Source organism: Xanthomonas sontii (genome assembly GCF_040529055.1).
In the GTDB taxonomy this organism is placed as follows: Bacteria; Pseudomonadota; Gammaproteobacteria; order Xanthomonadales; family Xanthomonadaceae; genus Xanthomonas_A; species Xanthomonas_A sontii.
Genome location: NZ_CP132342.1, coordinates 4,535,264 through 4,557,512, shown reverse-complemented (window position 1 = coordinate 4,557,512; position 22,249 = coordinate 4,535,264). Strand labels below are relative to the sequence as shown.

Here is a 22,249-nt window from a genome sequence, read left to right as displayed (position 1 = left end):
GGCTCCGAGTGTAGTGGCAGCGGCGCGAAGGCGGAAAGCGTTGCGTGTCACAAAGCGTCGGCGTGGCTACGCGCTTGGATCCAGCCGCACCACGGTGCGCCCGAACGACTGCCCGGCCAGCATCGTCGCGAACACCTCCGGCAGGCCGGCCAGGTCCACTTCGCGGGTGCAGATCGTCTCCAGGTGGCGCGGCTTCCAGTCGCTGCCCAGGTGCTGCCAGATGCGGTCGCGCAGGTCGCGGGCGGTGCCGGCCGAGCCGATGCCCAGCAGCGACACCCCGCGCAGGATGAAGGGCATCACCGTCATGTCCAGGTCCGCGGTCGCGGCCAGGCCGGCGCTGGCGACGTTGCCGTACGGTGCCGTCTGTGCCAGCAGGCTGGTCAGCATCGCCCCGCCCACGTTGTCCAGGCCGCCGCCGAAGCGCACCGATTCCAGCGGCCGGCTGGTCTGCAGGGCCTCGCGGCCGAGCACCTGGGTGGCGCCCCAGGCCTTGAGCTGCTCGGCGCGCTCGGCCTTGCCGCTGACCGCATGCACCTCGAAGCCGGCGCGGCTGAAGATGTCGACCGCCAGCGAGCCGACCCCGCCGGTGGCGCCGGTCACGCACAGCGGGCCGAGCGCCGGGGTCTGGCGGTTGTCGAGCAGGCGCAGCAGCGCCAGCGCCGCGGTGAAGCCGGCGGTGCCCAGCACCATGCTCTCGCGCAGGCTCAGCCCGGCCGGCAGCGGCACCACCCACTTGGACTCCAGGCGCACGTATTCGCTGTAGCCGCCGTCGCGGGTCTCGCTGAGGCCGCAGCCGGTGACCAGCACCGCGTCGCCTTCCTTGAACGCCGGGTCGCGGGAGGCGACCACGTGCCCGGCCACGTCGATGCCGCCGACCAGCGGGAAGCGGCGCAGGATCTTGCCCTGGCCGGTGCCGGCCAGCGCGTCCTTGAAGTTCACCGACGACCAGGCGGCGCGGATCACCACCTCGCCGTCGCTGAGCTGGTCCAGCGACAGCGGGGCGAGGCCGGCGTGGTAGCCGGTGGCGTCCTGATGGATGCGGAAGGCGGAGAACTGGGCGGGAACGGACATGGAACACCTTGGTCGGCACGCAGGAATGCACCAAGATACCCTTTCGAAACGGCGGGTCTGCCCCATCTTGTAGAATCGGCGACTCATTATCCGGTGACCGGCGCGTGACCGACGCGGCGCCACCTTCCTTCTTGGAGCATGCATGGCCTGGAACACACCTGGCGGCAAGGGCGGAGACGGCCCCGACAATCACGGGCGCGGTCCCTGGCCGCCGCGTGGCGGCAATGGGGGAGGCAGGTGGGGCGGGTTGCCCGGTCCGTTGAAGGACCTGTTCGGCGATGGCGGCGGCATCGGCCGCTGGATCCTGGGTGCGGTGGTGCTGGTGCTGCTGTTCAGCAGCTTCCAGTTGATCGGCGAGCAGCAGCGCGGCGTGGTGCTGCGCTTCGGCCAGTTCTCGCGGATCCTGCAGCCGGGCCCGAACTTCAAGCTGCCGTGGCCGATCGAGACCGTGCGCAAGGTCGATGCCACCCGCATCAAGACCTTCGACAGCCAGCTGCCGGTGCTGACCGGCGACGAGAACATCGTCAACGTCTCGCTCAACGTGCAGTACCGGGTCGAGGACCCGCGCACCTACGTGTTCGGCGCGCGCAACGCCGACCTGGTGCTGGAGCAGGCCGCGCAGAGCGCGGTGCGCGAACAGATCGGCCGCTCGGATCTCAACACGGTGCTCAACAACCGCGGGCCGATGGCCGTGGCCGCGCGCGAGCGCCTGCAGGCCGCGCTGAAGGCCTATCACACCGGTCTGATCGTGACCGGCCTGACCCTGCCCGACGCGCGTCCGCCGGAGGAAGTGAAATCGGCCTTCGACGAGGTCAACGGCGCCCAGCAGGTCAAGGAGCGGCTGATCAACGAGGCCCAGGCCTACGCCGCCAAGGTGGTGCCGGAGGCGCGCGGCCAGGCGGCGCGCACCCGCACCGTCGCCGAAGGCTACAAGGAAGCGGCGATCGCCCGCGCGCAGGGCGACGCCGAGCGCTTCACCCTGCTGCAGCAGCAGTACCAGAACGCGCCGGAGGTCACCCGCAGGCGGCTGTGGCTGGAGACGATCCAGCAGGTGCTGGCGGAGAACCGCAAGGTCATCGGCGGCGACGGCCGCCAGCTGATCTACGTGCCGATGCCCGCCGACAGCAAGGCGCCGGCCGCGGCGACGCCGCCGGCGCCGACCACGTCGCTGCCGACGGTGCCGCAGGAGGTGTTGATGCCGGCGTTGAGCAGCAGTTCGGCCGAGAGTGTCCGCAACCCGGAGCGCACGCCGCGCCCGACCGGCCGTGAGGAGATCCAGCGATGAAACTGTCATTGTGGGCGGGCATTGCCGTCGTCGCGCTGTTCGCGCTGCTCAGCTCGGTGTTCGTGGTGCCCGAGGACAAGGCGGCGATGGTGCTGAACCTGGGCCGCGTGGTGCGTGCCGATCTCAAGCCGGGCCTGCACTTCAAGGTGCCGCTGGTCGAGTCGGTACGCATGTTCGACCGCCGTTTCCAGGTGATCGACACCAACCCGGCGCGCTACTTCACCGCCGAGCAGAAGGACGTCAGCGTCAGCTTCTTCGCCATCGGCTACATCTCCGACGTGCGCGCCTTCTACCGTGCCACCACCGGCGGCGACGAGAAGGTGGCCAACAGCCTGCTGGCGCCGATCATCACCGACTCGCTGCGCAACCAGATCAACTCGCGCACCCTGCAGCAGCTGGTGTCCGGCGACCGCAGCGAACTGATCGCCAAGCAGCTGGTGGCGATCAACGCGGCCAGCAAGACCCTGGGCATGCAGATCGTCGACCTGCGCATCAAGCAGATCGACCTGCCGACCGACAGCCAGGTGATCACCGACGTGTACGAACGCATGCGCGCGCAGCGCAAGCAGGAAGCGGCCAAGCTGCGCGCCGAAGGCGAGGAGCAGGCACTGACCATCCGCGCCCAGGCCGACCGCGAGAGCACGGTGCTGGTCGCCGAGGCCGAGCGCGACGCGCAGAAACTGCGCGGCGAAGGCGATGCCGAGGCCGCCAGCGTGTACGGCAAGGCCGGCTCCGCCGACCCGTCGTTCTACGCCTTCTACCGCAGTCTGGAGGCCTACCGCGGCGCCATGGCCGACGGCAACGGCGTGATCGTGCTCGACAAGAACGATCCGTTCCTGCAATACCTCAAGAGCGATCGCTGAGGGCGGGATTGGGGAGTCGGGATTGGGGATTCGCAAAGGCGGGTCCCCGGTCTCTGACGACGTGCAGGATGGCCGGTTGCAGACGCCGGTACCCGGCGCAGGAAGCCTTTTGTGGGAGCGACTTCAGTCGCGACGGGCTTCACCGGGAAGGCTTGCGCCACTTCAGCCGCTCCTGAACGATCAAGCCGCTTCAGTGTCGACGCGGCCCACCCATCCCCGCTTGCCGAGACCCCCATGCACGATCTGATCGCCGCGGTGTGCCTGGTCGTCGTCTTCGAAGGTCTGATCCTGTTGGTCGCGCCGGAGGCCTGGAAGCGGATGGTGCAGCAGATGCTGGCCATGCCGGTCACGCAGTTGCGGATCGCTGGCGGGCTGGCCCTGGCGGTGGGATTGCTCGCCTTGCTGTGGGTTCGCGCCTGACCGCATCCTGATCGCGCCCCGCTGGGCAGGTCGCTGAACGCGGCAGGGGAAGGGGTGGTGACCGCCACCCAAAACCCGGATAATGCACAAAAGCCGGCCGGGCCCGCTCCACGCGAGCGTCTCGACCGGCTTTTTCCGTGTATGGGTCCTGCCGCCGCCTGGACGCTCCCCGATGGAGCGGCCGCATCGGTGTCGGCAGGTCCCCGCACGGCCACCACATCCGCGTGGCCCCGACGGTCGCGCAGCAAACCAGGAGTTACCCAGCCATGGGTCAGTCAGTTGTCGTGCTCGGCGCCCAGTGGGGCGATGAAGGCAAAGGCAAGATCGTCGATCTGCTCACCGAGGAAATCGGTGCCGTCGTGCGTTTCCAGGGCGGCCACAACGCCGGCCACACCCTCGTCATCAACGGCAAGAAGACCGTCCTGCACCTGATCCCGTCCGGCATCCTGCGCGCCGACGCGCTGTGCCTGATCGGCAACGGCGTGGTGATCTCCCCGGCCGCGCTGCGCAAGGAAATCGAGGAGCTGGAGACCTCCGGCGTGGAAGTGCGGTCGCGCCTGAAGATCTCGCCGGCCGCGCCGCTGATCATGCCGTACCACATCGCCCTGGATCAGGCCCGCGAGAAGGCCGCCGGCGGCAAGGCCATCGGCACCACCGGCCGCGGCATCGGCCCGGCCTACGAAGACAAGGTGGCGCGCCGCGGCATCCGCGTCGCCGACCTGCATTACCCGCCGCAGCTGGAAGAGCTGCTGCGCACCGCGCTGGACTACCACAACTTCGTGCTGACCAAGTACCTGGGCGTGGAAGCGGTCGACTTCCAGAAGACCTTCGACGAAGCGCTGGCCTTCGGCGAGTACGTGCAGCCGATGAAGTCCGACGTCGCCGGCATCCTTCACGACCTGCGCAAGCAGGGCAAGCGCGTGCTGTTCGAAGGCGCGCAGGGTGCGCTGCTGGACATCGACCACGGCACCTATCCCTACGTCACCAGTTCCAACACCACTGTCGGCGGCGCACTGGCCGGCACCGGCGTGGGCGCGCAGGACATCGACTACGTGCTGGGCATCGCCAAGGCCTACGCCACCCGCGTCGGCGGCGGCCCGTTCCCGACCGAACTGGACGACGAGATCGGCCAGGGCATCCGCGACCGCGGCGCCGAGTACGGCGCTTCCACCGGCCGTCCGCGCCGCTGCGGCTGGATGGACATCGTCGCGCTCAAGCGCGCGGTGGCCATCAACGGCATCTCCGGCCTGTGCATCACCAAGCTCGACGTGCTGGACGGCATGGAGAAGCTGAAGGTGTGCATCGCCTACGAATACCGCGGCAAGCGCACCGAATACGCGCCGCTGGACGCGCAGGGCTGGGAAGAGTGCACCCCGGTGTACCTGGAGTTCCCGGGCTGGAGCGAGAACACCCACGGCATCACCGTGTGGGACGAACTGCCGCCCGCCGCCCGCGCCTACCTGCGTGCGCTGGAGGAACTGGCCGGCTGCCCGATCTCGATCGTCTCCACCGGTCCGGACCGCGAACACACCATGGTGCTGCAGGATCCGTTCGCCTGAGGCGGGCAGCACGCGACTCCTTCTCCCGCATGCGGGAGAAGGAAGTGCCGAGTCTCCAGAAAGCCCCGCGACAGCGGGGCTTTTTATTTCGCGCCGCACACTGATACGCGTAATGCGGTGCGCCGTGCATGCACGTGGGAGGGACAACTGACCGAGCCGCGTGCGCGCGCTTTCTGGTTGCTCGATGCAATCGGAGTTGCCGGAGTGCCGTTGCGGACACTGCAGTCCGCGTCCATCTGCGGCTGCCGCAAAGCTGCGCTAGCATTCCGCGCGGCGCCCGCATGCCGCCACTCGACAAGGACGAACGCCGATGTTCGCTGCACTGTTCGACACGCTGTTCCGCCGCACGCCCAGCCCCGACGCCTTCGCCAGGCTGTACACCGACGCCCTGCGCGCGCGGGGCTATCGCGAGGATCTGGTTTATCAGCCCGACGCGTTCCGACTGGTCGGCGGCAATGGCTACACCATCTATCTGCACAACGCCTATCAGGCCTACAGGGCCGCGACGCGCAAAGGCCGCGCCGAGGCATTGCGCGCCTATGTGACGTCCTCGCTCAACGCGCAGGAAGAGAGTGGCCGGGAAAAGACATTCGACGAGGTGCGCGCGACGCTGATGCCGGTGATCCGCAATCGCGGCATGTTCGAGGAGCTGCGGCTGGAGCACCTGCTGGAGAAAGGCCTCGATGCGCCATTCCCATATGCATGGCGCGACATCGCCGAGGATTGCGTCGAGCTGCTGGCGCTGGATCTGCCCGACACGATCTCCACGCTATTCCAGGGGCCGCGCGCGGCATGGGGGATCACCCTGGACGAAGGCCTGGCGATCGCCCGCGACAATCTGCGTGACGCGACCGCCGACCATTTCGTCGAAGTCGCACCGGGCGTATTCCGCGGCGCGTGGCAGGATGCCTACGACACCAGCCGCGCCTTGCTGCCCGACGTGCTGTATCGCGTTCCGGTGGCAGGCAATCCGCTGTTCATGCTGCCGGCGCGCGACTGCCTGCTGGTGGTGGGCGACCGGGACGCCGCCGCCATCGGCGCGATGCTGGAACTGAGCGTGGAAGCGGCCGCGCAGGGCCGCAACGTCTCCGCGCTGGTGTTCACCTACGACGAGGCGCGCCGCATGGTGCCGTTCGCGCTGGCGTCGCCCGAGCATCGCCAGCGCCAGGCGGACCTGCGCCGGCTGCTGGACGCGCCTGCCTATGCCGATCAGAAGGCGGCGCTGGACAAGCTCCACGACGCGACCGAGCAGGACATCTTCGTCGCATCGTTCAGCGTCTACCAGGAGCGCGACGACGGCGCGCGGCAGTTTTCGCTCTGCACCTGGACCAAGGGCGTCGATACGTTGTTGCCCAGAGCCGACCGGATCGCCCTGGTCGTCCCGCGCGACGACGCCGAGGAGGACGCGGTCGTCCTGGTGTCCTGGGACGAGGCTGTTGCCGCGTTTGGCGACCTGATGGAGCCCCAGCCGCCGCTGTATCCGCCGCGTTACCGCGTCCAGACGCTTCCCGATGACGCGCAACTCAGGCAGCTGACGCCGCCGTGATGGGGCTTGGGGGGCGGAGTTGGGGGATGCATGGATGTGCTGCGTGCTCGGACCCTCACCCCAACCCCTCTCCCGGTGGGAGAGGGGCTAGTTGCGGTCCCACGGGTAAAAGCGCATGCAGGCGTAGCGTGAGTAACGTGGCTTCTTGCATGGGATGGAGCTCAAGAAATTGCCCGTGTGGCCGATAGCCTTGCACGGGTCGGCGTTGTTGCACGCCGGCAACGGCGTGCGTGGGACCAGAGTGCGACGATATCCGCCGCATTCACGGATCCGGCGTGTGCTGCGGCATCTTGGGGAGAACGGCAGTGCGCAGTCGCTTGATCTTGCAGTCGCTCGGGATGCTGCTGTGCGGGAGTGTGTTGGTATCGTCCGCGGTGGCGCACGCGGCCGCGATGCAGCGGTGCGCACCGGCGCAGGCGTTGCCGGCCTGCGTGGCGGCGGTGCGTGCCGCAGACCCGGCGGCCGCGCTGCAGATGGGCATGCCGGCCTGGGACGCCGCGGCCGACAAGCAAGGCTCGATCGCGCTCGGCCTGGAACTGGTCGATGCGGCCGCCGCCGCGGGCCAGCCGAACAGGGTGGTCTCCATCGGCTCGGCGCTGCTCGCCCAGCCGTTGTCGCCGCAACAGCGGGTGCGCCTGTTCACGCAACTCAATGCCGAGATCTGGCGGCCGCGCGACGCGCTCCGCATCGCGCAGCTCGAAGGCGAGATGCGGCGGCTGGAAACGGAACTGCCGCACGATCCGCACATCGCCGAGCTGTGGCGACTGCTGGCCCGCTCCTACTACAAGATGGGTGCGCAGGACGACGCCTTGCGGGTCGCCCGCATCGCATTGTCCAGAGTACGTCGGCATCCGGATCCGGTGGAATACAAGGCCAACCAGACCGTGTTCCTGGTGTCGGCTCAGCAGGGGCGCATGCCCGATGCCATCGCCGCCCTGCTCGAGGCGGAGCGTGTGGTCAAGGCACTGGGCAAGCCCGACGACGTCTCCATGCTGCACAACGCCACCGGCGTGTTCATCTATGCCCACGAATGGAAAAAGGCGATCGCCTACGGCCAGCGTGCGCTCGCTGCCTACGATGCGATGCCGTACAAGGACCTGACGCGCGCGGACATACTCAACAACCTGGGCACGGCCTATCAGGGCGCAAACGAACTGCAGCGCGCCGAAGCGATCTACCGGCAGGCATTGGCGGCGGGACGTGCCGATGGCAAGACGTCGCTGATCGGATTGCTGAACAACCTGGGCAACCTACTCGCGCTGCAGCATCGCCCGCGGGAGGCGTTGCCCTTATTGCGCGAAGCGGCCGCGATGCTGGAGGGGGCGGCGCCAGGCGGCGATCATGGCGAGGGAGGCATCGTCTATTCCACGCTCGGCAACGTTCTGGCCGATCTCGGCCAACGCGACGCCGCGGCCGCCGCGTTCGAGCGCGCGCGGCAGATGTTCACGCAGTGGGACAACGTCCCCCGGCGGCTGGAACTGTACCCGCGCATGATCGACAACCTCGACGCACTCGGCCGCGACCGCGAGGCGCTTGCCCTCATGCGCGAGTACAAGGCGGTCAACGACAAGGCGGTGAACGTCGAATCCAAGACCCGGATCGCCGAGCTCGAATCGGCGGTGGACCTGGCGCGCAAGAACAGCGAACTGGCTGCACTTGCCCGCACCCGTGCCGCCGAACAGGCGGCGTATGCGCAACTGCAGGCGCGCGCGCAGCGCCAGCGCAGCGTGCTCTACGGTCTACTCGCCGCACTGCTGGCGCTGGCCGGCTTTTTCCTGCTCAAGGTGCGCGAAGGCCGCGCGCGTCGGCGCATCAACGCGGAACTGGCGCGCAAGAACGAGGAGATCCAGGCGCAGCACCGCGAACTGGAACAGCTCGCCGCCACCATCCGTCGCCAGAGCGAGGAAGACGCCCTCACCGGCCTGCGCAATCGCCGCTACGTCACCGCCTGGCTGCAGGCGCGCGAGGCTGCAGCGACGCCCGAGCGCACGCAGGAACCGCTGCTGATCGCCCTGCTGGACATCGACCACTTCAAACGCGTCAACGACCTGCACGGCCACGAAGGCGGCGACCACGCCCTGATACGGCTGGGCGATCTGCTGCGCGAGTGTGCGCGCAGCTCGGACATCATCGCCCGCTGGGGCGGCGAAGAGTTCCTGTGGATCTGCCCGGGCGGCACCCTGGCCGACGCCCCGCGCCTGTTCCGCCGCCTGCGCGAGCGCCTGCAGGCCGACCCGCTGGTGCGCCCGACCGGCCGCATCGCCCTCACCGTGTCGATGGGCGTGAGCCTGTTCCCCGCCTACCCCGGCGGCGACTGGCCGCTGAGCCTGCGCATTGCCGACGCCGCCCTGTACCGCGCCAAGCATGCCGGCCGCGATCGTTGGGTGGGGCTGACGCTGGACGGTGTGGCCACAGATCTCGGCGCCGATGTGTCGTTGGAGACACTGGAGGCGGAGGGGCTGCTGCGGCAGACCGAGGGTGGGGGCGATGGAGTGGTGTTTCTGGTGGGGCAGGGGGTGGTGTGAGTTGGCGCTGGGAGGGATGCAAGATCAAAGCGGATCAAGCGACGAAATTTACCCAAAAAGGGTAAACTAATACCCATAATGGGAAGAAAATTGTCCATGTGGGTAGTAAGCTGCACCGCATGGTCAACAACCTGCTCAATCCCGCGGGCGTAGGCGAGGCGTTGCGCTCTTCCCGCGCGCTGACGCTGGGCCTGGCGGATGCCTTGTTCACTCGCACCCAGCAACGCGTGTTAGGCCTGTTGTACGGTCAGCCGCAGCGCAGCTTTGGTGTCGGCGAACTGATCGCCGCTGCCAGCGGCGGCTCGGGCGCCGTGCAGCGTGAACTGACCAAGCTGGCCGACGCCGGCTTGCTGACGGTACAGCGCATCGGCAACCAAAAGCGCTACCAAGCCAATCCGCATTCGCCCATCCACGACGAACTGCTCGGCATCGTGCAGAAGACCATCGGCCTGGCCGGCCCGCTCGGCGAGGCCTTGCAGCCCATCGCCGACGACATCGTGGCCGCCTTCGTCTACGGATCGGTCGCCAAGCACAGCGACACCGCGCGCAGCGATATCGACCTGATGGTGATCTCCGATACGCTGGGCTATGCCGACCTGATGCGCGCGCTGGATGGCATGCATGCGCGGCTGGGCCGCCCGGTCAATCCCACGCTGTACACGCGTGCCGACTACGCCAAGCGCCTGCGCGACGAAAACGCATTCCTGCAGCGGGTGCTGCAGCAACCCAAGATCTGGGTGATTGGAGGCATGGATGACCTCGCCACTTGAAAACCTGTCCGGCTCCGGCAAGCAACTCAGCGCCGAACCGACCGACCAACGCGAATTCGACGGCCTGATCCGCTCCGGCCTGGCTCGCCTGGGCGACGCCAAGAACGCCACGCTCGCCCTGGAAAGTCGCTTCGACCTGGCCTACAACGCTGCGCACGCACTGTGCCTGGCGGCACTGCGTGCCAAGGGCTACCGCGCCAACAACCGCTACATCGTGTTCCAGGTGTTGCCGCACACCTTGGGCCTGGGACCGGAGGTGTGGCGTGTGCTGGACAAGTGCCATCACCAGCGCAACGTCGCCGAGTACGAGGGCGAACTGGATGTGAGCGAGCGGCTGGTGCTGGATTTGATTGCGGCGTGCGATGCGGTGCGGGTTGCGCTTGGGCTTGACGCATAGGTGAGTGCCGCCGCATTGAAACAACCATTCCTGCAAGGAGCATCGCAATGGCGAAATCCAACAAGCGGAGTATCCGGCCCATGTCAGCGATGAAACGTGCGTCCTTTCCTGCGCTTCAGGTCGATCCGGCGCTATGCGAGGAGGCAGAAGGTACATCACATCTCGTCGCACGTGGGTTGGCATCCCGCGCCAAGGCCCGTCGCTCGGGTCGCTATGTCGAGGCAAACGACGTGTTGGCGGCGCTGCAGTCCCGGTTGGACACGGCATGCAAGCCGGGAGCCTAGCGGTAAGCCCCCAGCGTGAAGGCGGCTATCATTGAGCATGCGTCCCGCACCAAAGACACCGGAGACATGGAGAGCCGATGGCCAACATCACCAAGCGCCGCAAAGGCGAGCTGATCCGCATGCTGTTCCAGATCCTCAAGGCGCAGCCGGAGGGAATGCGGGCCAGCGACGCGCTGGAGGTGCTGGCCAAGCAGGTCACGATGACCGAGTACGAGGCCGGGGACTACCAGACCGGCGGCCGCCGTTTCGAGAAGATCGTGCGCTTCAGCACCGTGGCGCCGGTGAAGGCCGGTTGGCTGGTCAAGGACAAAGGCATCTGGACCCTGACGCCCGACGGCGAGGCCGCCTTGCAGATCTATCCCGACCCCGAACAGTTCACCCGCGCGGTCGGCCAGCTCTACCGCAAATGGAAGAGCGCCCAGCCCGACCCGATCGAGGACGAGGAGGGCGAGGAAGAACTCGACGAAGGTTCGGCCACCATCACCCTGGAAGAAGCCGAGGAGATGGCCTGGACCGAGATCGAGGCGTACCTGGCGGCGATGCCGCCTTACGATTTCCAGGAACTGGTCGGCTCGCTGCTGAAGGCGATGGGCTACCACGTCGCCTGGATCGCCCCGCCCGGCAAGGACGGCGGCACCGACATCATCGCCTACAACGACCCGCTCGGCACTCGGCCGCCGCGCATCAAAGTGCAGGTCAAGCGCAACGCCAACTCTCCGCGCATCGACGTGATGGGTCTGCGCAGCTTCATGGCCGTCCTCGGCGAGGGCGACGTGGGTCTGTTCGTAGCTCTGTCCGGCTTCACCAAGGATGCGGACTACGAGGCACGGCAGTCGCATCGGCGGATCAGCCTGATCGATGCGCGCAAGCTGCTTGGGTTGTGGACGGAGCACTATGCGCAGCTCGACGACGTCGCACGGGCGCGTCTGCCGCTCAAGCCTGTTTGGTTCCTGGCTGGGGATGAGTAAGGACGGATTTCGTACTTGGTCTTTTTTCGCTGGGAGCGCCTGTTGTGCTGGGCGGCTAGCTGGAAACCGGGGCCTACTTCAGGGAGTTGCTATGCACGTGAAACGTATAGATACGAGCTTCTGGTTCGAGCACCTTAACGGCGTCCGGCTGTACCCCTGAAGAGTAAAGCGCCGCGATACAGGTAGAGTGGCCTTTCGGGTTGCACAGCCGGGTACTGGCGCCAATCGAAGCGTAAACCAGATCGAGTTGGGGGATGTCAGGAAAGTCTTCCATCACCTATCCGCTTTGGGTTACTCCGTTCGCATGTGTGCGCTGGATTCAAGGCTCAATGGTCTCTACAGCAAAGACGGATACAGCATCGTCCGCACTTCTGAATCCTGAGTCGATGTTGCATCCAGCCTTGTGATTAGCCTTTGTGCGCGGCGGTGAGGCACGCCTTTGACATATGCGCATGCTGCTTGGTTGGATCGTTGGCAGGAAACCTGCGCGATGAAGATGCTTCGCCAGGGGCAGCGGTTGCGGTCTGCTGGCTGAGCGCGGCCTGGTCAACGCTGCTGAAGTGGTGTTGCTTGGCCAGGGCGTACAGGCTGGCGCTGACGCGGTCGTTGTCGGCCGGGTTCAACTGGCCAGGGCCGTTGAGGCCTTGGACCTTGTCGCGGATCTGCTGCAGCAGCGTGTGATCGGGATGGTCGGCGCGCGTGGGATCGGCCGCGGGGGCGGGTGCGCGCTGCCGATCCTGTTCGCCCGGTGCGTGATACCGCAGTTCCTCGGTGCGTTCCGGCGACAGCATGCGGTGGCCGATGCCCGGTTCGAGGCGTCCAGGGAAACCCCGCACCGGCACGTCCATCAGCTCGCCGAAGGTGCGGTAGGCGGAGTTGCTGTTGATGGTCTCGCCGAAGACCTTGAAGCCGTAGTTCGGATAGTCGCGGTCCTGGGCGTTGAGTTCCGGCACGGCGCGCACCGCGGTATTCCAGCGCTCCAGGATCTCGTGCTCGTTGCCGGTGGCGACCGTGCGCGCCGGCTGGTCGTCGCGGATGTAGGTGGTGCTGTCGACCTTCTCGCCGATGGAGCGGGCGTAGGCGGGATCGTGCGGGTGGTGCCAGGCGCGCAGCGAGTGCCGGGTGGCGTCGGTGCCGATGGGGATGGCCTGGCCGGTCTGGCGATCGGTGGCCAGGCCATGCAGTTCCGCCACGGCCTTGCCGTGTTCGTCGCGCAGCACCCAGAAGGCGTGGCCAGCGATGCCGATGACGCCGAGCGAGCGGGCTTCGATGGCGTAATTGGGCATGGTCGTGTCCTACCTTGGTCGCTGTACGGCGCGGGAGTCAGAACTATCGTGTGCTATTCGGGCTCACAGCGGCCGCGTGGCGACGCAGCGATCCAACGCGGTCTTGAGATCTTGCATCGCCTGGTCGACGCCCAGGTCGACGAAGTAGGCGCCAGCGCCCTTGAGGGCGAGCTTGGCTTGGCTGGCGCCCGGTGGGCGCTCCAGGCGCAGGCGAAAACCGCTGCGGTTCGTTTCGGGGAAGTCGCCCGATTCCAGGATGCCCTTGGCCGGGTCTTCGCGGGTGACCTTGGGCCAGGAACTGCTGGTCTCCGACAGGGTGGCGATGCTGGATTCGGCGCAGTCGAACAGGCGCTGGTTGGGCAGGTCGGCCGGGACGCTCAGCACCTCGGAGGCCATGGGCGTCTTGCGGGCGGCGGCGGGCATGCTGCAGGCGCTGGCGACCAGCGCCAGGCCGGCGAATTGGGCGATGCGGTGCCATGGCGTCATGAGAACGTTCCCTGCGTGGGCGGTGGCGAGCTTCCTGCTCGGCGCATGATGCCGGATGCGTCTTGGGCTGTTGCGCGGTCAGCGCCGTGCGCGACGCCAGGCGATCAGGGCCACGGCAGCCAGGGCGGCGACGGTGCCGACGGCGGCGACCTGTGCCGCGCGCTTGGCGCGTTGTTCGCGCAGGCGCAGCGCGTCGCCGCTGGCGTCGTCGGCGGACAGCGGCGAGCGGTACACGCTGTGCGCGGCGGCGCGGCCGGAGATGGCGGCACGGCGCGCGGGCGGGGTCGGGGCGCTGTCGGTGGCGGTGTCGTCCACGGCGTGGGCGGTGTCGGTGATCATGGTGGGTTGCATCCTCGGCGCTGCGTTCATGCGTGTCTGTCGATCGAGCGGTCGGTTGGTGGCTGACGCCCTATCTTTCCAAGCGCCACGTTAACGCGGCGCGGGGGAAAAGTAATGTGCAGACGCGGCCCCCTGGGCACCCACTCAGCCGACCGGGCGGACCATCAGCAGCACGCGGCTGCCGTAGGAATCGGCTTCCTGCACGGGCTGCCAGCCGTGGCGGGCGTACAGGCCGCCGTCCAAGTGCTCGGTCTGCAGGTACAGGGCGTCCAGGCCCAGGTCCGCGGCGTCGGCCAGGGCATGGGCGAGCAGGCGGCCGGCGATGCCACGTCCGCGATAGGCCGTGTCCACGTACATGCCGCCCAACCAGTATGGGTATTGCGGGAAGGCGTCCATTTCCCGGTATTTCAGCTGCACGGCGGCGATCAGTCGAGGGCCGTCGAAGGCCGCCAGCACGCGCGGCAGGTCGTGCGCATTCGGGGCGCGCTGCAGTTGGCGCAGTTCGTCGTCCAGCGAGAAACCCGCTTCGCGGCCCCAGGCCGCGTGGTACCAGGCGGCGATCTGCGGTAGTTCCGGGGCGTGCTGGTCGAGATGACGGACGTCCATGTGTGCGAGCGTTGCGGTGGTGTGGGAAGAGCGAAGTGTAAGCGGGGAACGCGCCTGGACCAGGGCAGGGCTGCGCGGCAGCCCGCGTCCGTGCGGGCTGTCGGCCCATCACGCATGCAATGGGACGCCACACGCGGCTTGAACAGCAGCCACGTCCACCCGCATCTCCACGCGCTCACGTCGGCAAGTTTGGCGATAATGCCGGCCTGTTCCATCAGGATCGCCGCATGACCGCTCTCACCGAACGTTACGCGCGCGCCGTGGACTACGCGCGCATCGCCCACGCCGGCCAGTTCCGCAAGGGCGGCACGGTGCCGTATCTGAGCCACGTGCTGGGCGTGTCGACGCTGGTGCTGGAGGCCGGCGGCGACGAGGACCAGGCGATCGCGGCGCTGCTGCACGACGTGGTGGAGGATTGCGGCGCCGGCCATGAGGGCGTGATCCGCGCGCAGTTCGGCGAGGCGGTGGCGGACATGGTGATGGCCTGTACCGACGCCACGGCCGAGCGCAAGGCGGTGCCCGCGGACGTGCCGGCCAAGCGCCGCGACTGGCGCATCCGCAAGCAGGCGTATCTGGCGCATCTGGCGCAGGCCCCGGACGCGGTGCTGCTGGTGTCGGCCTGCGACAAGCTCTACAACGCGCGCAGCATCGTCGCCGACCTGGAAGATCCCGAGGTCGGTGCGGCAGTGTTCGAGCGCTTCACTGCTGGGCGCGACGGCACGTTGTGGTACTACCAGGCGCTGCATGCGATCTACGCCGAACGCGGTGTGGCGGTGCTGCGCGCCTTCGCCAGTGCGGTGACGCGGATGCAGGCGTTGGCCGCGCGTGACGAGGATGCCGACACGCTGGCGGCGCCTGCCTTGAGCTGAGACTTGCGTCGCCGGAGAAGGTGCGCCGTTCTGCGTCGATAGCGGGCTGAACACGCCGCAGCAAAGTCGCCGCGACACGCTCGTGGCAGCCGACCGGCTAAGCTTGCGCGCTCCTTCGCGTTGCCGGTCCTGCCCATGTCCACGCCTCCCGCTTCCGCCGCTTCCGGCTTCGTGCGCGTCCGCGGTGCGCGCGAGCACAACCTCAAGGATGTGGACGTGGAGCTGCCGCGCGATGCGCTGGTGGTGTTCACCGGCGTGTCCGGTTCGGGCAAGTCGTCGCTGGCGTTCGGCACGCTGTTCGCCGAGGCGCAGCGGCGCTATCTGGATTCGATCTCGCCGTATGCGCGGCGCCTGATCGACCAGGCCGGCGTCGCCGATGTGGACGCCATCGACGGCCTGCCGCCGGCGGTGGCGCTGCAGCAGCATCGCGGTGCGCCGAGCACGCGCTCGTCGGTGGGCAGCGTCACCACCATCTCCAACTCGCTGCGCATGCTGTATTCGCGCGCCGGCACGTATCCGCCGGGGCAGGACATCATCCATGCCGACGGCTTCTCGCCGAACACGCCGGCCGGCGCCTGCCCCACCTGCCATGGGCTGGGGCGCATCTACGACGCCACCGAGGCGTCGATGGTGCCGGACCGTTCGCTGAGCATCCGCGAGCGGGCAGTGGCGGCGTGGCCGCCGGCTTGGCACGGGCAGAACCTGCGCGACATCCTCACCACGCTCGGCCACGACGTCGACGTGCCGTGGGCGAAATTACCGAAGAAGACCCGCGACTGGATCCTGTACACCGACGAGCAACCGACCGTGCCGGTGTATCCCGGCTTCACCCTGGCCGAGACCCAGCGTGCGCTCAAGCGCAAGCAGGAGCCGGCGTACATGGGCACCTTCAGCAGCGCGCGCCGTTACGTGCTGCATACCTTCGCCAGCACGCAGAGCGCGCTGATCAAGAAACGCGTGGCGCAATACCTGATCAGCACCGCGTGCCCCAGCTGCGACGGCAAGCGGCTGCGCCGCGAGGCGCTGTCGGTGACCTTCGCCGGGCTGGACATCGGCGAACTGTCACAGCGCCCGCTCGGCGAGGTGGCCGAGCTGCTGCGTCCCGCGGCGGAAGGCCGCATGCAGGGCCGATCGCGGCATCCGGAGCAGGCGCTGGCCGCGCAGCGCATCGCCCAGGACCTGCTGGCGCGGATCCAGGTGGTGGAGGCGTTGGGCCTGGGTTATCTGACCCTGGAACGCAGTACGCCGACGCTGTCGCCGGGCGAACTGCAGCGGCTGCGCCTGGCCACGCAGATCCGCTCGCAGCTGTTCGGCGTGGTCTACGTGATGGACGAGCCGTCGGCGGGCCTGCATCCGGCCGACACGCAGGCGTTGCTGGGTGCGCTGGACCAGCTCAAGGGCGCTGGCAATTCGCTGTTCGTGGTCGAGCACGAGATCGACGTGATCCGCCATGCCGACTGGATCGTCGATGTCGGCCCCGGTGCCGGCGAGCACGGCGGGCAGGTGCTGTACAGCGGTCCGCCCGCGGGATTGGCGCAGGTGCAGGCCTCGTCCACGCGCCGCTACCTGTTCGCCGAACCGCACGCCGCTGCGCAGGCGTCGCGCTCGCCGGAGGCCTGGCTGCAGTTGCGCGAGGTCAGCCGCAACAACGTGGTCGCGCTGGACGTGGACATCCCGCTGGGCGTGTTCACCACGGTCACCGGCGTGTCCGGCTCGGGCAAGTCCTCGCTGGTCAGCCAGGCGCTGGTGGAATTGCTGGGCACGCAACTGGGGCAGGCGCCGGCCGAGGCGGACGAGGAACTGGATCCGCTGGAGCGCGGTGCGCGCGTCGCCACCGATGGCTACATTGCCGGCGGCCTGGAACACGTGCGGCGATTGGTACAGGTGGACCAGGCGCCGATCGGGCGCACGCCGCGCTCCAACCTGGCGACCTACACCGGCCTGTTCGACCATGTGCGCAAGCGCTTCGCGGCCACGCCGGCAGCGCGCAAGCGCAAGTACGACGCCGGGCGTTTTTCGTTCAACGTCGCCAAGGGCCGCTGCGAGACCTGCGAAGGCGAGGGTGCGGTGAGCGTGGAGCTGCTGTTCATGCCCAGCGTGTATGCGCCGTGCCCGACCTGCCATGGCGCGCGCTACAACGCCAAGACGCTGGAGATCGAACTGCGCGGCCAGAACATCGCACAGGTGCTGCGCATGACCGTGGCGCAGGCGCTGGAGTTCTTTGCCGACGATGCGGCGATCGCGCGGCCGCTGCAGGTGCTGATGGAGGTGGGCCTGGGCTATCTGCGCCTGGGCCAGCCGGCCACCGAACTGTCCGGCGGCGAGGCGCAGCGGATCAAGCTGGCCACCGAACTGCAGCGCGCGCAGCGCCGCGGCACCGTGTACGTGCTGGACGAACCCACCACCGGTCTGCATCCGGCCGACGTGGACACGCTGCTGCGGCAATTGCACGGGCTGGTGGAGGCGGGCAACACCGTGGTGGCAGTGGAGCACGACATGCGCGTGGCCGCGGCCAGCGACTGGATCATTGACATGGGGCCAGGCGCGGGCGGGGCGGGCGGCAAGGTCGTGGCGGCGGGCGTGCCGGGCGTGGTGGCGACGCATGCAGGCAGCCGAACGGCGCCTTTCCTGGCTGCGGAATTGGCGGGGTAGGCGCGCGCGTCGCGGCGCGTGGTCTTCGCCAGTTCCGACACGGCGAGGGCATGCCGGAATGCACGATGCTGCAGTCGCAGCGAGCGAAGCCTGCCGGGTGCCTGACCCTGCAAAGCGTCGGGACTGAAGTCCCTCCCACAGTGCACCCGGGTAAGGCTCCGCACGGCTCTGCGGGAACGGCTCCGTGTAGTCTCAAAACCGCCTGGAGCCGCCCCCGCGATGAGGTCTCATGCCGCATCGCGCATCGCGCATCGTGACGCGGCAGCCCGCAGTGCCGCCCACGTTGGCCACGCGCCGGCCACGGTGGCGACCGCGTGGCCGCCACCGCCAGACCCTGCAAAGCGTCGGGACTGAAGTCCCTGCCACAGTGCACCCAGGTAAGGCTCCGCACGGCTCTGCGGGAAGGGCTCCGTGTAGTCTCAAAACCGCCTGGAGCCGCTCCCGCAATGAGGTCTCATGCCGCATCGCGCATCGTGACGCGACAGCCCGCAGTGCCGCCGACGTGAAACGCCGCCCACGTTGGCCACGCGCCGGCCACGGTGGCGACCGCGTGGCCGCTACCGCCAGCGGTTGCCGCGGCGGCGATCAGCCCAGCAGTTCGAAGCTGGCCGTCAGCCCCGGTGCCTGCGCCGAAGGCGCGACCCACAGATCGAACTGGCCCGGTTCCACCGTCGGCTTGAGCGCCTGGCCCACGAACAGCAGATCCTCGCGGCGCAGCACGAAGTCCACGCTGGCGCTGCCGCCGGCCGGCACCGCGACCTTGCGGAAATCCTTCAGTTCGCGCACCGGGCGGGTGATGCTGGCGCTGCGGTCGCGGACGTACAGTTGCACCACTTCCTCGGCGTCGCGGTGGCCGCGGTTGTGGATGCGTGCGGCGATCTTCAGCGTGCCGCCGGCGGCCAGCCGCGACGTGCTCAAGGTCAGTTCGCCGTACTCGATGCGGCCATAGGTCAGGCCGTGGCCGAACGGGAACAACGCGGTGTTGGAGATCGTGCGGTAGTGGGTGGTGAAGGGCGTCAGCGCATTCGGGCGCGGATCCGGGCGACCGGTGGGCTTGTGCGCGTAGTAGTACGGCGACTGCCCGGATTCGTGCGGGAAGCTCACCGGCAGGCGCCCGGAGGGGCCGTGCACGCCGAACAGGATGTCGGCCAGCGCCGGGCCGGAGGCCGAGCCGAGGAACCAGCTGACCAGGATCGCCGGCGCGTCCAGCACCGCGCCGTCGAGCACCAGCGCACGGCCATTGCTGAGCACCACCACCACCGGCGTGCCGGTGGCCGCCACGGCGGCCAGCAGCGACTGCTGCGCGCCGGGGATGCTGATGTCGGTGCGCGACTGCGCTTCGCCGGAGTAGCGCAGCGGTTCGCCGATCGCCAGGATCGCCACGTCGGCGGCGGTCGCTGCGGCCACCGCCGCCTGCACGCCGCCCGGCAGTGCGTGTTCGAACGCGCAGCCTTCCACCACCTGCAACGCGGCCGGATCGGCCAATTGCGCGCGCAGGGCCGTGGCCAGGTCGTTGCCGCTGTCGTCGCCGCCGAACAGCGTCCACGGTCCGGCGCTCTCCACCCAGTTGCTGGCCATCGGCCCGATCAGCGCGATGCGCTGGCCCTGGCGCTTGAGCGGCAGCAGTTCGCCCTCGTTCTTGAGCAGCACCACCGATTTGCGTGCGGCCTCGTGCGCCAGTGCCAGCGTCTCCGGGCGCCGCTGCCGCGCCTGCGCGCGCTCGGGCACGATGCGCAGGAACGGGTCGTCGAACAGGCCCAGCGCGGCCTTGAAGCGCAGCACGCGGCGCACCGCGTCGTCCAGCCGCGCCATCGGCACCGCACCGTCGGCGACCAGGCCAGGCAGGTGCTGCAGGTACAGCCCGCTCTGCATGCTGATGTCCACGCCGGCCAGGAACGCCAGCCGCGCCGCGTCGCGCGCATCGCGGGCGTAGCCGTGCGCGACCAGTTCCAGGTCGCCGGTGTAGTCGGAGACGACCAGGCCGCTGTAGTTCCACTCGCCGCGCAGCACCTGGCTCAGCAGCCAGGTGTTGGCGGTGGCGGGCACGCCGGACAGCTCGTTGAAGGAAGCCATGGTGGTCACCGCGCCGGCGCCGAAGGCGGCCTGGAACGGCGGGAAATACACCTCGCGGAGGGTGCGCTCGGAGATGTCGACCGTGTTGTAGTCCAGGCCGGCCTCGGCCGCGCCATAGGCCGCGAAGTGCTTGGCGCAGGCGGCCAGCGCATCGGCATGGTCGATGCCATCGCCCTGGAAGCCGCGCACGCGGGCCTCGGCGAAACGCCGGCCCAGCAGCACATCCTCGCCGCTGCCTTCCACGCCGCGGCCCCAGCGCGCATCGCGGGCGATGTCGACCATCGGCGCGAAGGTCCAGTCGATGCCGACCGCGCTGGCCTCCAGTGCGGCGGCACGCGCGGTGCGTTGCGCCAGCTCCGGCTCGAAGCTGGCGGCTTCGCCCAGCGGCACCGGGAACACGGTGGTGAAGCCATGGATCACATCGGCGGCGAACAGCATCGGAATCTTCAGCCGGCTCTCCAGCGCGGCCTGCTGCAGTTGCTGGTGCCAGCGCACGTTGGAGCCGTTGAAGATGCCGGTCAGGCGTCCGGCGCGCGCCGCGGCCAACTGGCCCTCGGCGGTGGGGCGCACGTTGACCGGATTGGCGGCGGCCGCCGCATCGGTCTGCTGCGCCGAACCGAACAGGGTCAGCTGCCCGGCCTTCTCTTCCGGCGTCATCCGCGCGATCAGCGCATCGATGAAGGCCGGCGTCTTCGCTGGCGTGCGCGGCAGGGCCAGGCCCATCGGCACGTGCGACAGCAACGCGAACGAACCGGCGCCGAGCAACAGCCCGCGCCGTGTGGTACGAAACGTCATCGGCAAATCCCCTGTTTGGACCCCGATGGTCACGCTACCTCATCGGGAGCGAGAAGTTGTGATGCGGTGCACGATAATCGCGGGTCGGCAGGCACGCTCCCTGGAACATCACCATGTAGCCGCGTGATCGCGGTGGGGCGACCGGCAGGGGCGATGCCGTCGCCAATCTGGGCGTAGACGTCGCGCTTGGCGCAGCCGCGCCTTGCTTGCTCAGACCGCTACCAATCCAGCGTTTCCAGAAAGCGCGCGGCCTCGACGTCGCTGCCCAGATAGGCGGCCATCGACGCGGCGACCGCGTTGCGGGCAGTGGCGCACAGCGCGGCGCTGTCGTCGAATGCGGCATCGCCGAGTTCGGCCATGGTGTTGGCCATGGTCGCCAGACCACCGAATGCGATCTCCAGGCTGGCGGCCAGCGGTCGGGGGCGCCATGCGCCGGCCCCGTGGAACGCGAACAGCACGCCGCCGCTGGCGGTGTCGAGGATGACAGGATCCGCGCCCTGGTCCGCGATCACCAGCCAGTGGTCGTGCCAGGCGGCAATGGGCTTGCCGTCGATCGCGTTCCAGCGGTAGCCGGCCTGCAGCGCCCACAGCTTGCACAACGGCGGAATGTCGAGCGGGTTGCCGCCGAGTTGCAGCGACAGGCCGGTCGGGCCGGTCGTGGCGTCGCGGATGTCGCCCCATGGCCCCACCTGCGCATAGAAGTCGGCGAGCACCTGTGGCAGCGGCAGCGTGCCCTGCCAGTCGGATGCAGGTTGCGGACGCAGTTCGCCCCAGGAGGCGAGCAGCGTGCGGAGGGTGGCGTAGGACATCGGGCGTGTGGCGACAGTCGACCTGAGGCGCATTATGCCCGGCGCGTGTCGTGCGCCGTGTGCATGATGCCGTGCCGGCAGCGCTTGCAACGGGCACCTGGCGCGTGCGGCGCTGCGGCCGACGACAGGGCTGGTTGTCCAGCCCGATGTTCTGCGCCGCGCTGGCTTGCGGCACGTGGACCAGCTCGTGCGGCACCTGCCGCGACGCTGTCGGGGTCCCATTGCAGGCGCACATCGGACCGCTCGATCGCGTCTTTCCACGCGGCCTGACTGGCGAATCGCGCCGGATCGAAGGTCGACTGGGCCGTGGCACGCAGTAGGGGGTCGAAGCAGGCGCGTGGCAGCCGGATCGCCAGGATCCGCTCCTGCCTTGCTTCTGCGCCCAACCGGCGCGGGACATCATCCACAGGAAATTCGGCTTGATCCAGCTCATCCGGTCGTAGCTGAACTCGCCGCCGAAGCGCTGGTGGTCCAGGGCGAACTGCGCAATCGCAGGGCGATCCACCTGGTAGACATCGATCGCATCGGTGTCGAAGCACGACAGGATGTCACGGCCCTGGCGCGGCCAGGTGAGCTGCAAGGCAGCGCAAGGAAGGGGATGCGGCGTCGCGCAGCCTACGTCGTCGCAGCAACGTCGTCGATCCGC

General features: G+C 68.6%; 18 protein-coding genes and 1 pseudogene. 11 read left to right on the top strand and 8 right to left on the bottom strand.

What is annotated here, in order from left to right; translation table 11 throughout:
- Positions 1 to 66: 66 nt before the first annotated feature.
- Positions 67 to 1,071: an acryloyl-CoA reductase gene (locus RAB70_RS19195; protein ID WP_148829408.1), complete on the bottom strand. Its 1,005-nt coding sequence runs from the start codon at positions 1,069 to 1,071 to the stop codon at positions 67 to 69.
- A 142-nt stretch (positions 1,072 to 1,213) separates the two neighbouring features.
- Between RAB70_RS19195 and hflK the strand changes: the two genes are divergently transcribed.
- The 9 genes from hflK to RAB70_RS19145 all read left to right on the top strand — a co-directional run bounded on the left by hflK (position 1,214) and on the right by RAB70_RS19145 (position 11,688).
- Entirely contained in the window at positions 1,214 to 2,356 is a 1,143-nt protein-coding gene (hflK, locus tag RAB70_RS19190) for an FtsH protease activity modulator HflK (protein WP_148829407.1), read from the top strand.
- The gene (hflC, locus tag RAB70_RS19185; protein ID WP_026144397.1) at positions 2,353 to 3,219 is read left to right on the top strand and encodes a protease modulator HflC; all 867 of its coding nucleotides are present in this window, start codon (positions 2,353 to 2,355) and stop codon (positions 3,217 to 3,219) included. The genes hflK and hflC overlap by 4 nt, the downstream gene beginning before the upstream one ends.
- 234 nt (positions 3,220 to 3,453) lie before the next feature.
- A complete protein-coding gene (locus tag RAB70_RS19180) occupies positions 3,454 to 3,639 on the top strand; it encodes a DUF2065 domain-containing protein (protein ID WP_148829427.1) in 186 nt (61 codons plus the stop codon).
- A gap of 266 nt (positions 3,640 to 3,905) precedes the next feature.
- Positions 3,906 to 5,198 (top strand): adenylosuccinate synthase, encoded by a 1,293-nt coding sequence (locus RAB70_RS19175; protein WP_010340110.1) that lies wholly within the window; start codon positions 3,906 to 3,908, stop codon positions 5,196 to 5,198.
- 310 nt (positions 5,199 to 5,508) lie between these two features.
- Positions 5,509 to 6,744: a hypothetical protein gene (locus RAB70_RS19170; protein ID WP_148829428.1), complete on the top strand. Its 1,236-nt coding sequence runs from the start codon at positions 5,509 to 5,511 to the stop codon at positions 6,742 to 6,744.
- Positions 6,745 to 7,103: 359 nt separating this feature from the next.
- The gene (locus tag RAB70_RS19165; RefSeq protein ID WP_353949535.1) at positions 7,104 to 9,269 is read left to right on the top strand and encodes a GGDEF domain-containing protein; all 2,166 of its coding nucleotides are present in this window, start codon (positions 7,104 to 7,106) and stop codon (positions 9,267 to 9,269) included.
- Between the two features lie 98 nt (positions 9,270 to 9,367).
- Positions 9,368 to 10,039, top strand: a complete 672-nt coding sequence (locus tag RAB70_RS19160; RefSeq protein WP_225851678.1) for a transcriptional regulator — start codon at positions 9,368 to 9,370, stop codon at positions 10,037 to 10,039.
- A complete protein-coding gene (locus RAB70_RS19155; RefSeq protein WP_148829430.1) occupies positions 10,023 to 10,436 on the top strand; it encodes a hypothetical protein in 414 nt (137 codons plus the stop codon). Before RAB70_RS19160 ends, RAB70_RS19155 begins: the two co-directional genes overlap by 17 nt.
- Positions 10,437 to 10,797: 361 nt before the next feature.
- The gene (locus RAB70_RS19145) at positions 10,798 to 11,688 is read left to right on the top strand and encodes a restriction endonuclease (RefSeq protein WP_148829431.1); all 891 of its coding nucleotides are present in this window, start codon (positions 10,798 to 10,800) and stop codon (positions 11,686 to 11,688) included.
- 407 nt (positions 11,689 to 12,095) lie between these two features.
- Here RAB70_RS19145 and RAB70_RS19140 read toward each other — a convergent pair whose 3' ends face one another.
- The 4 genes from RAB70_RS19140 to RAB70_RS19125 all read right to left on the bottom strand — a co-directional run bounded on the left by RAB70_RS19140 (position 12,096) and on the right by RAB70_RS19125 (position 14,405).
- Positions 12,096 to 12,974 carry an XVIPCD domain-containing protein gene (locus tag RAB70_RS19140; RefSeq protein WP_225851679.1) on the bottom strand — a complete coding sequence of 293 codons (879 nt, stop codon included), beginning with the start codon at positions 12,972 to 12,974 and terminating at the stop codon, positions 12,096 to 12,098.
- 63 nt (positions 12,975 to 13,037) lie between these two features.
- Positions 13,038 to 13,460, bottom strand: coding sequence for a hypothetical protein (locus RAB70_RS19135; RefSeq protein WP_148829432.1), 423 nt, complete (start codon positions 13,458 to 13,460; stop codon positions 13,038 to 13,040).
- 78 nt (positions 13,461 to 13,538) lie between these two features.
- Positions 13,539 to 13,799 (bottom strand): hypothetical protein, encoded by a 261-nt coding sequence (locus tag RAB70_RS19130; RefSeq protein ID WP_225851680.1) that lies wholly within the window; start codon positions 13,797 to 13,799, stop codon positions 13,539 to 13,541.
- 144 nt (positions 13,800 to 13,943) lie between these two features.
- The gene (locus tag RAB70_RS19125) at positions 13,944 to 14,405 is read right to left on the bottom strand and encodes a GNAT family N-acetyltransferase (protein ID WP_148829434.1); all 462 of its coding nucleotides are present in this window, start codon (positions 14,403 to 14,405) and stop codon (positions 13,944 to 13,946) included.
- Between the two features lie 227 nt (positions 14,406 to 14,632).
- Here RAB70_RS19125 and RAB70_RS19120 point away from each other — a divergent pair, with 227 nt between their 5' ends.
- The gene (locus RAB70_RS19120; protein WP_148829435.1) at positions 14,633 to 15,274 is read left to right on the top strand and encodes an HD domain-containing protein; all 642 of its coding nucleotides are present in this window, start codon (positions 14,633 to 14,635) and stop codon (positions 15,272 to 15,274) included.
- A gap of 135 nt (positions 15,275 to 15,409) precedes the next feature.
- Positions 15,410 to 17,926, top strand: coding sequence for an excinuclease ABC subunit UvrA (locus tag RAB70_RS19115; protein ID WP_265530739.1), 2,517 nt, complete (start codon positions 15,410 to 15,412; stop codon positions 17,924 to 17,926).
- A 585-nt stretch (positions 17,927 to 18,511) separates the two neighbouring features.
- On the opposite strand, the gene RAB70_RS19110 is transcribed toward RAB70_RS19115, so the two are convergent.
- From RAB70_RS19110 to RAB70_RS19100, 3 genes and pseudogenes are all read right to left on the bottom strand, one after another.
- Complete coding sequence (locus RAB70_RS19110) at positions 18,512 to 20,794, bottom strand: glycoside hydrolase family 3 N-terminal domain-containing protein (protein ID WP_148828799.1); 2,283 nt, start codon at positions 20,792 to 20,794, stop codon at positions 18,512 to 18,514.
- 218 nt (positions 20,795 to 21,012) lie between these two features.
- Positions 21,013 to 21,603, bottom strand: a complete 591-nt coding sequence (locus tag RAB70_RS19105) for a hypothetical protein (RefSeq protein WP_148828800.1) — start codon at positions 21,601 to 21,603, stop codon at positions 21,013 to 21,015.
- A 32-nt stretch (positions 21,604 to 21,635) separates the two neighbouring features.
- Positions 21,636 to 22,108 (bottom strand): annotated as a pseudogene (locus tag RAB70_RS19100) (DUF4291 family protein).
- Between the last annotated feature and the right edge of the window lie 141 nt (positions 22,109 to 22,249).

Excerpts from the sequence above, each read along its gene's own strand:
- RAB70_RS19170 (WP_148829428.1), top strand. The coding sequence starts at position 5,509 with ATGTTCGCTGCACTGTTCGACACGCTGTTCCGCCGCACGCCCAGCCCC.
- RAB70_RS19110 (WP_148828799.1), bottom strand. The coding sequence starts at position 20,794 with ATGACGTTTCGTACCACACGGCGCGGGCTGTTGCTCGGCGCCGGTTCG.
- RAB70_RS19195 (WP_148829408.1), bottom strand. The coding sequence starts at position 1,071 with ATGTCCGTTCCCGCCCAGTTCTCCGCCTTCCGCATCCATCAGGACGCC.
- hflC (WP_026144397.1), top strand. The coding sequence starts at position 2,353 with ATGAAACTGTCATTGTGGGCGGGCATTGCCGTCGTCGCGCTGTTCGCG.
- RAB70_RS19105 (WP_148828800.1), bottom strand. The coding sequence starts at position 21,603 with ATGTCCTACGCCACCCTCCGCACGCTGCTCGCCTCCTGGGGCGAACTG.
- RAB70_RS19130 (WP_225851680.1), bottom strand. The coding sequence starts at position 13,799 with ATGATCACCGACACCGCCCACGCCGTGGACGACACCGCCACCGACAGC.
- RAB70_RS19115 (WP_265530739.1), top strand. The coding sequence starts at position 15,410 with ATGTCCACGCCTCCCGCTTCCGCCGCTTCCGGCTTCGTGCGCGTCCGC.
- hflK (WP_148829407.1), top strand. The coding sequence starts at position 1,214 with ATGGCCTGGAACACACCTGGCGGCAAGGGCGGAGACGGCCCCGACAAT.
- RAB70_RS19175 (WP_010340110.1), top strand. The coding sequence starts at position 3,906 with ATGGGTCAGTCAGTTGTCGTGCTCGGCGCCCAGTGGGGCGATGAAGGC.
- RAB70_RS19125 (WP_148829434.1), bottom strand. The coding sequence starts at position 14,405 with ATGGACGTCCGTCATCTCGACCAGCACGCCCCGGAACTACCGCAGATC.
- RAB70_RS19180 (WP_148829427.1), top strand. The coding sequence starts at position 3,454 with ATGCACGATCTGATCGCCGCGGTGTGCCTGGTCGTCGTCTTCGAAGGT.
- RAB70_RS19135 (WP_148829432.1), bottom strand. The coding sequence starts at position 13,460 with ATGACGCCATGGCACCGCATCGCCCAATTCGCCGGCCTGGCGCTGGTC.
- RAB70_RS19155 (WP_148829430.1), top strand. The coding sequence starts at position 10,023 with ATGACCTCGCCACTTGAAAACCTGTCCGGCTCCGGCAAGCAACTCAGC.
- RAB70_RS19120 (WP_148829435.1), top strand. The coding sequence starts at position 14,633 with ATGACCGCTCTCACCGAACGTTACGCGCGCGCCGTGGACTACGCGCGC.
- RAB70_RS19140 (WP_225851679.1), bottom strand. The coding sequence starts at position 12,974 with ATGCCCAATTACGCCATCGAAGCCCGCTCGCTCGGCGTCATCGGCATC.
- RAB70_RS19145 (WP_148829431.1), top strand. The coding sequence starts at position 10,798 with ATGGCCAACATCACCAAGCGCCGCAAAGGCGAGCTGATCCGCATGCTG.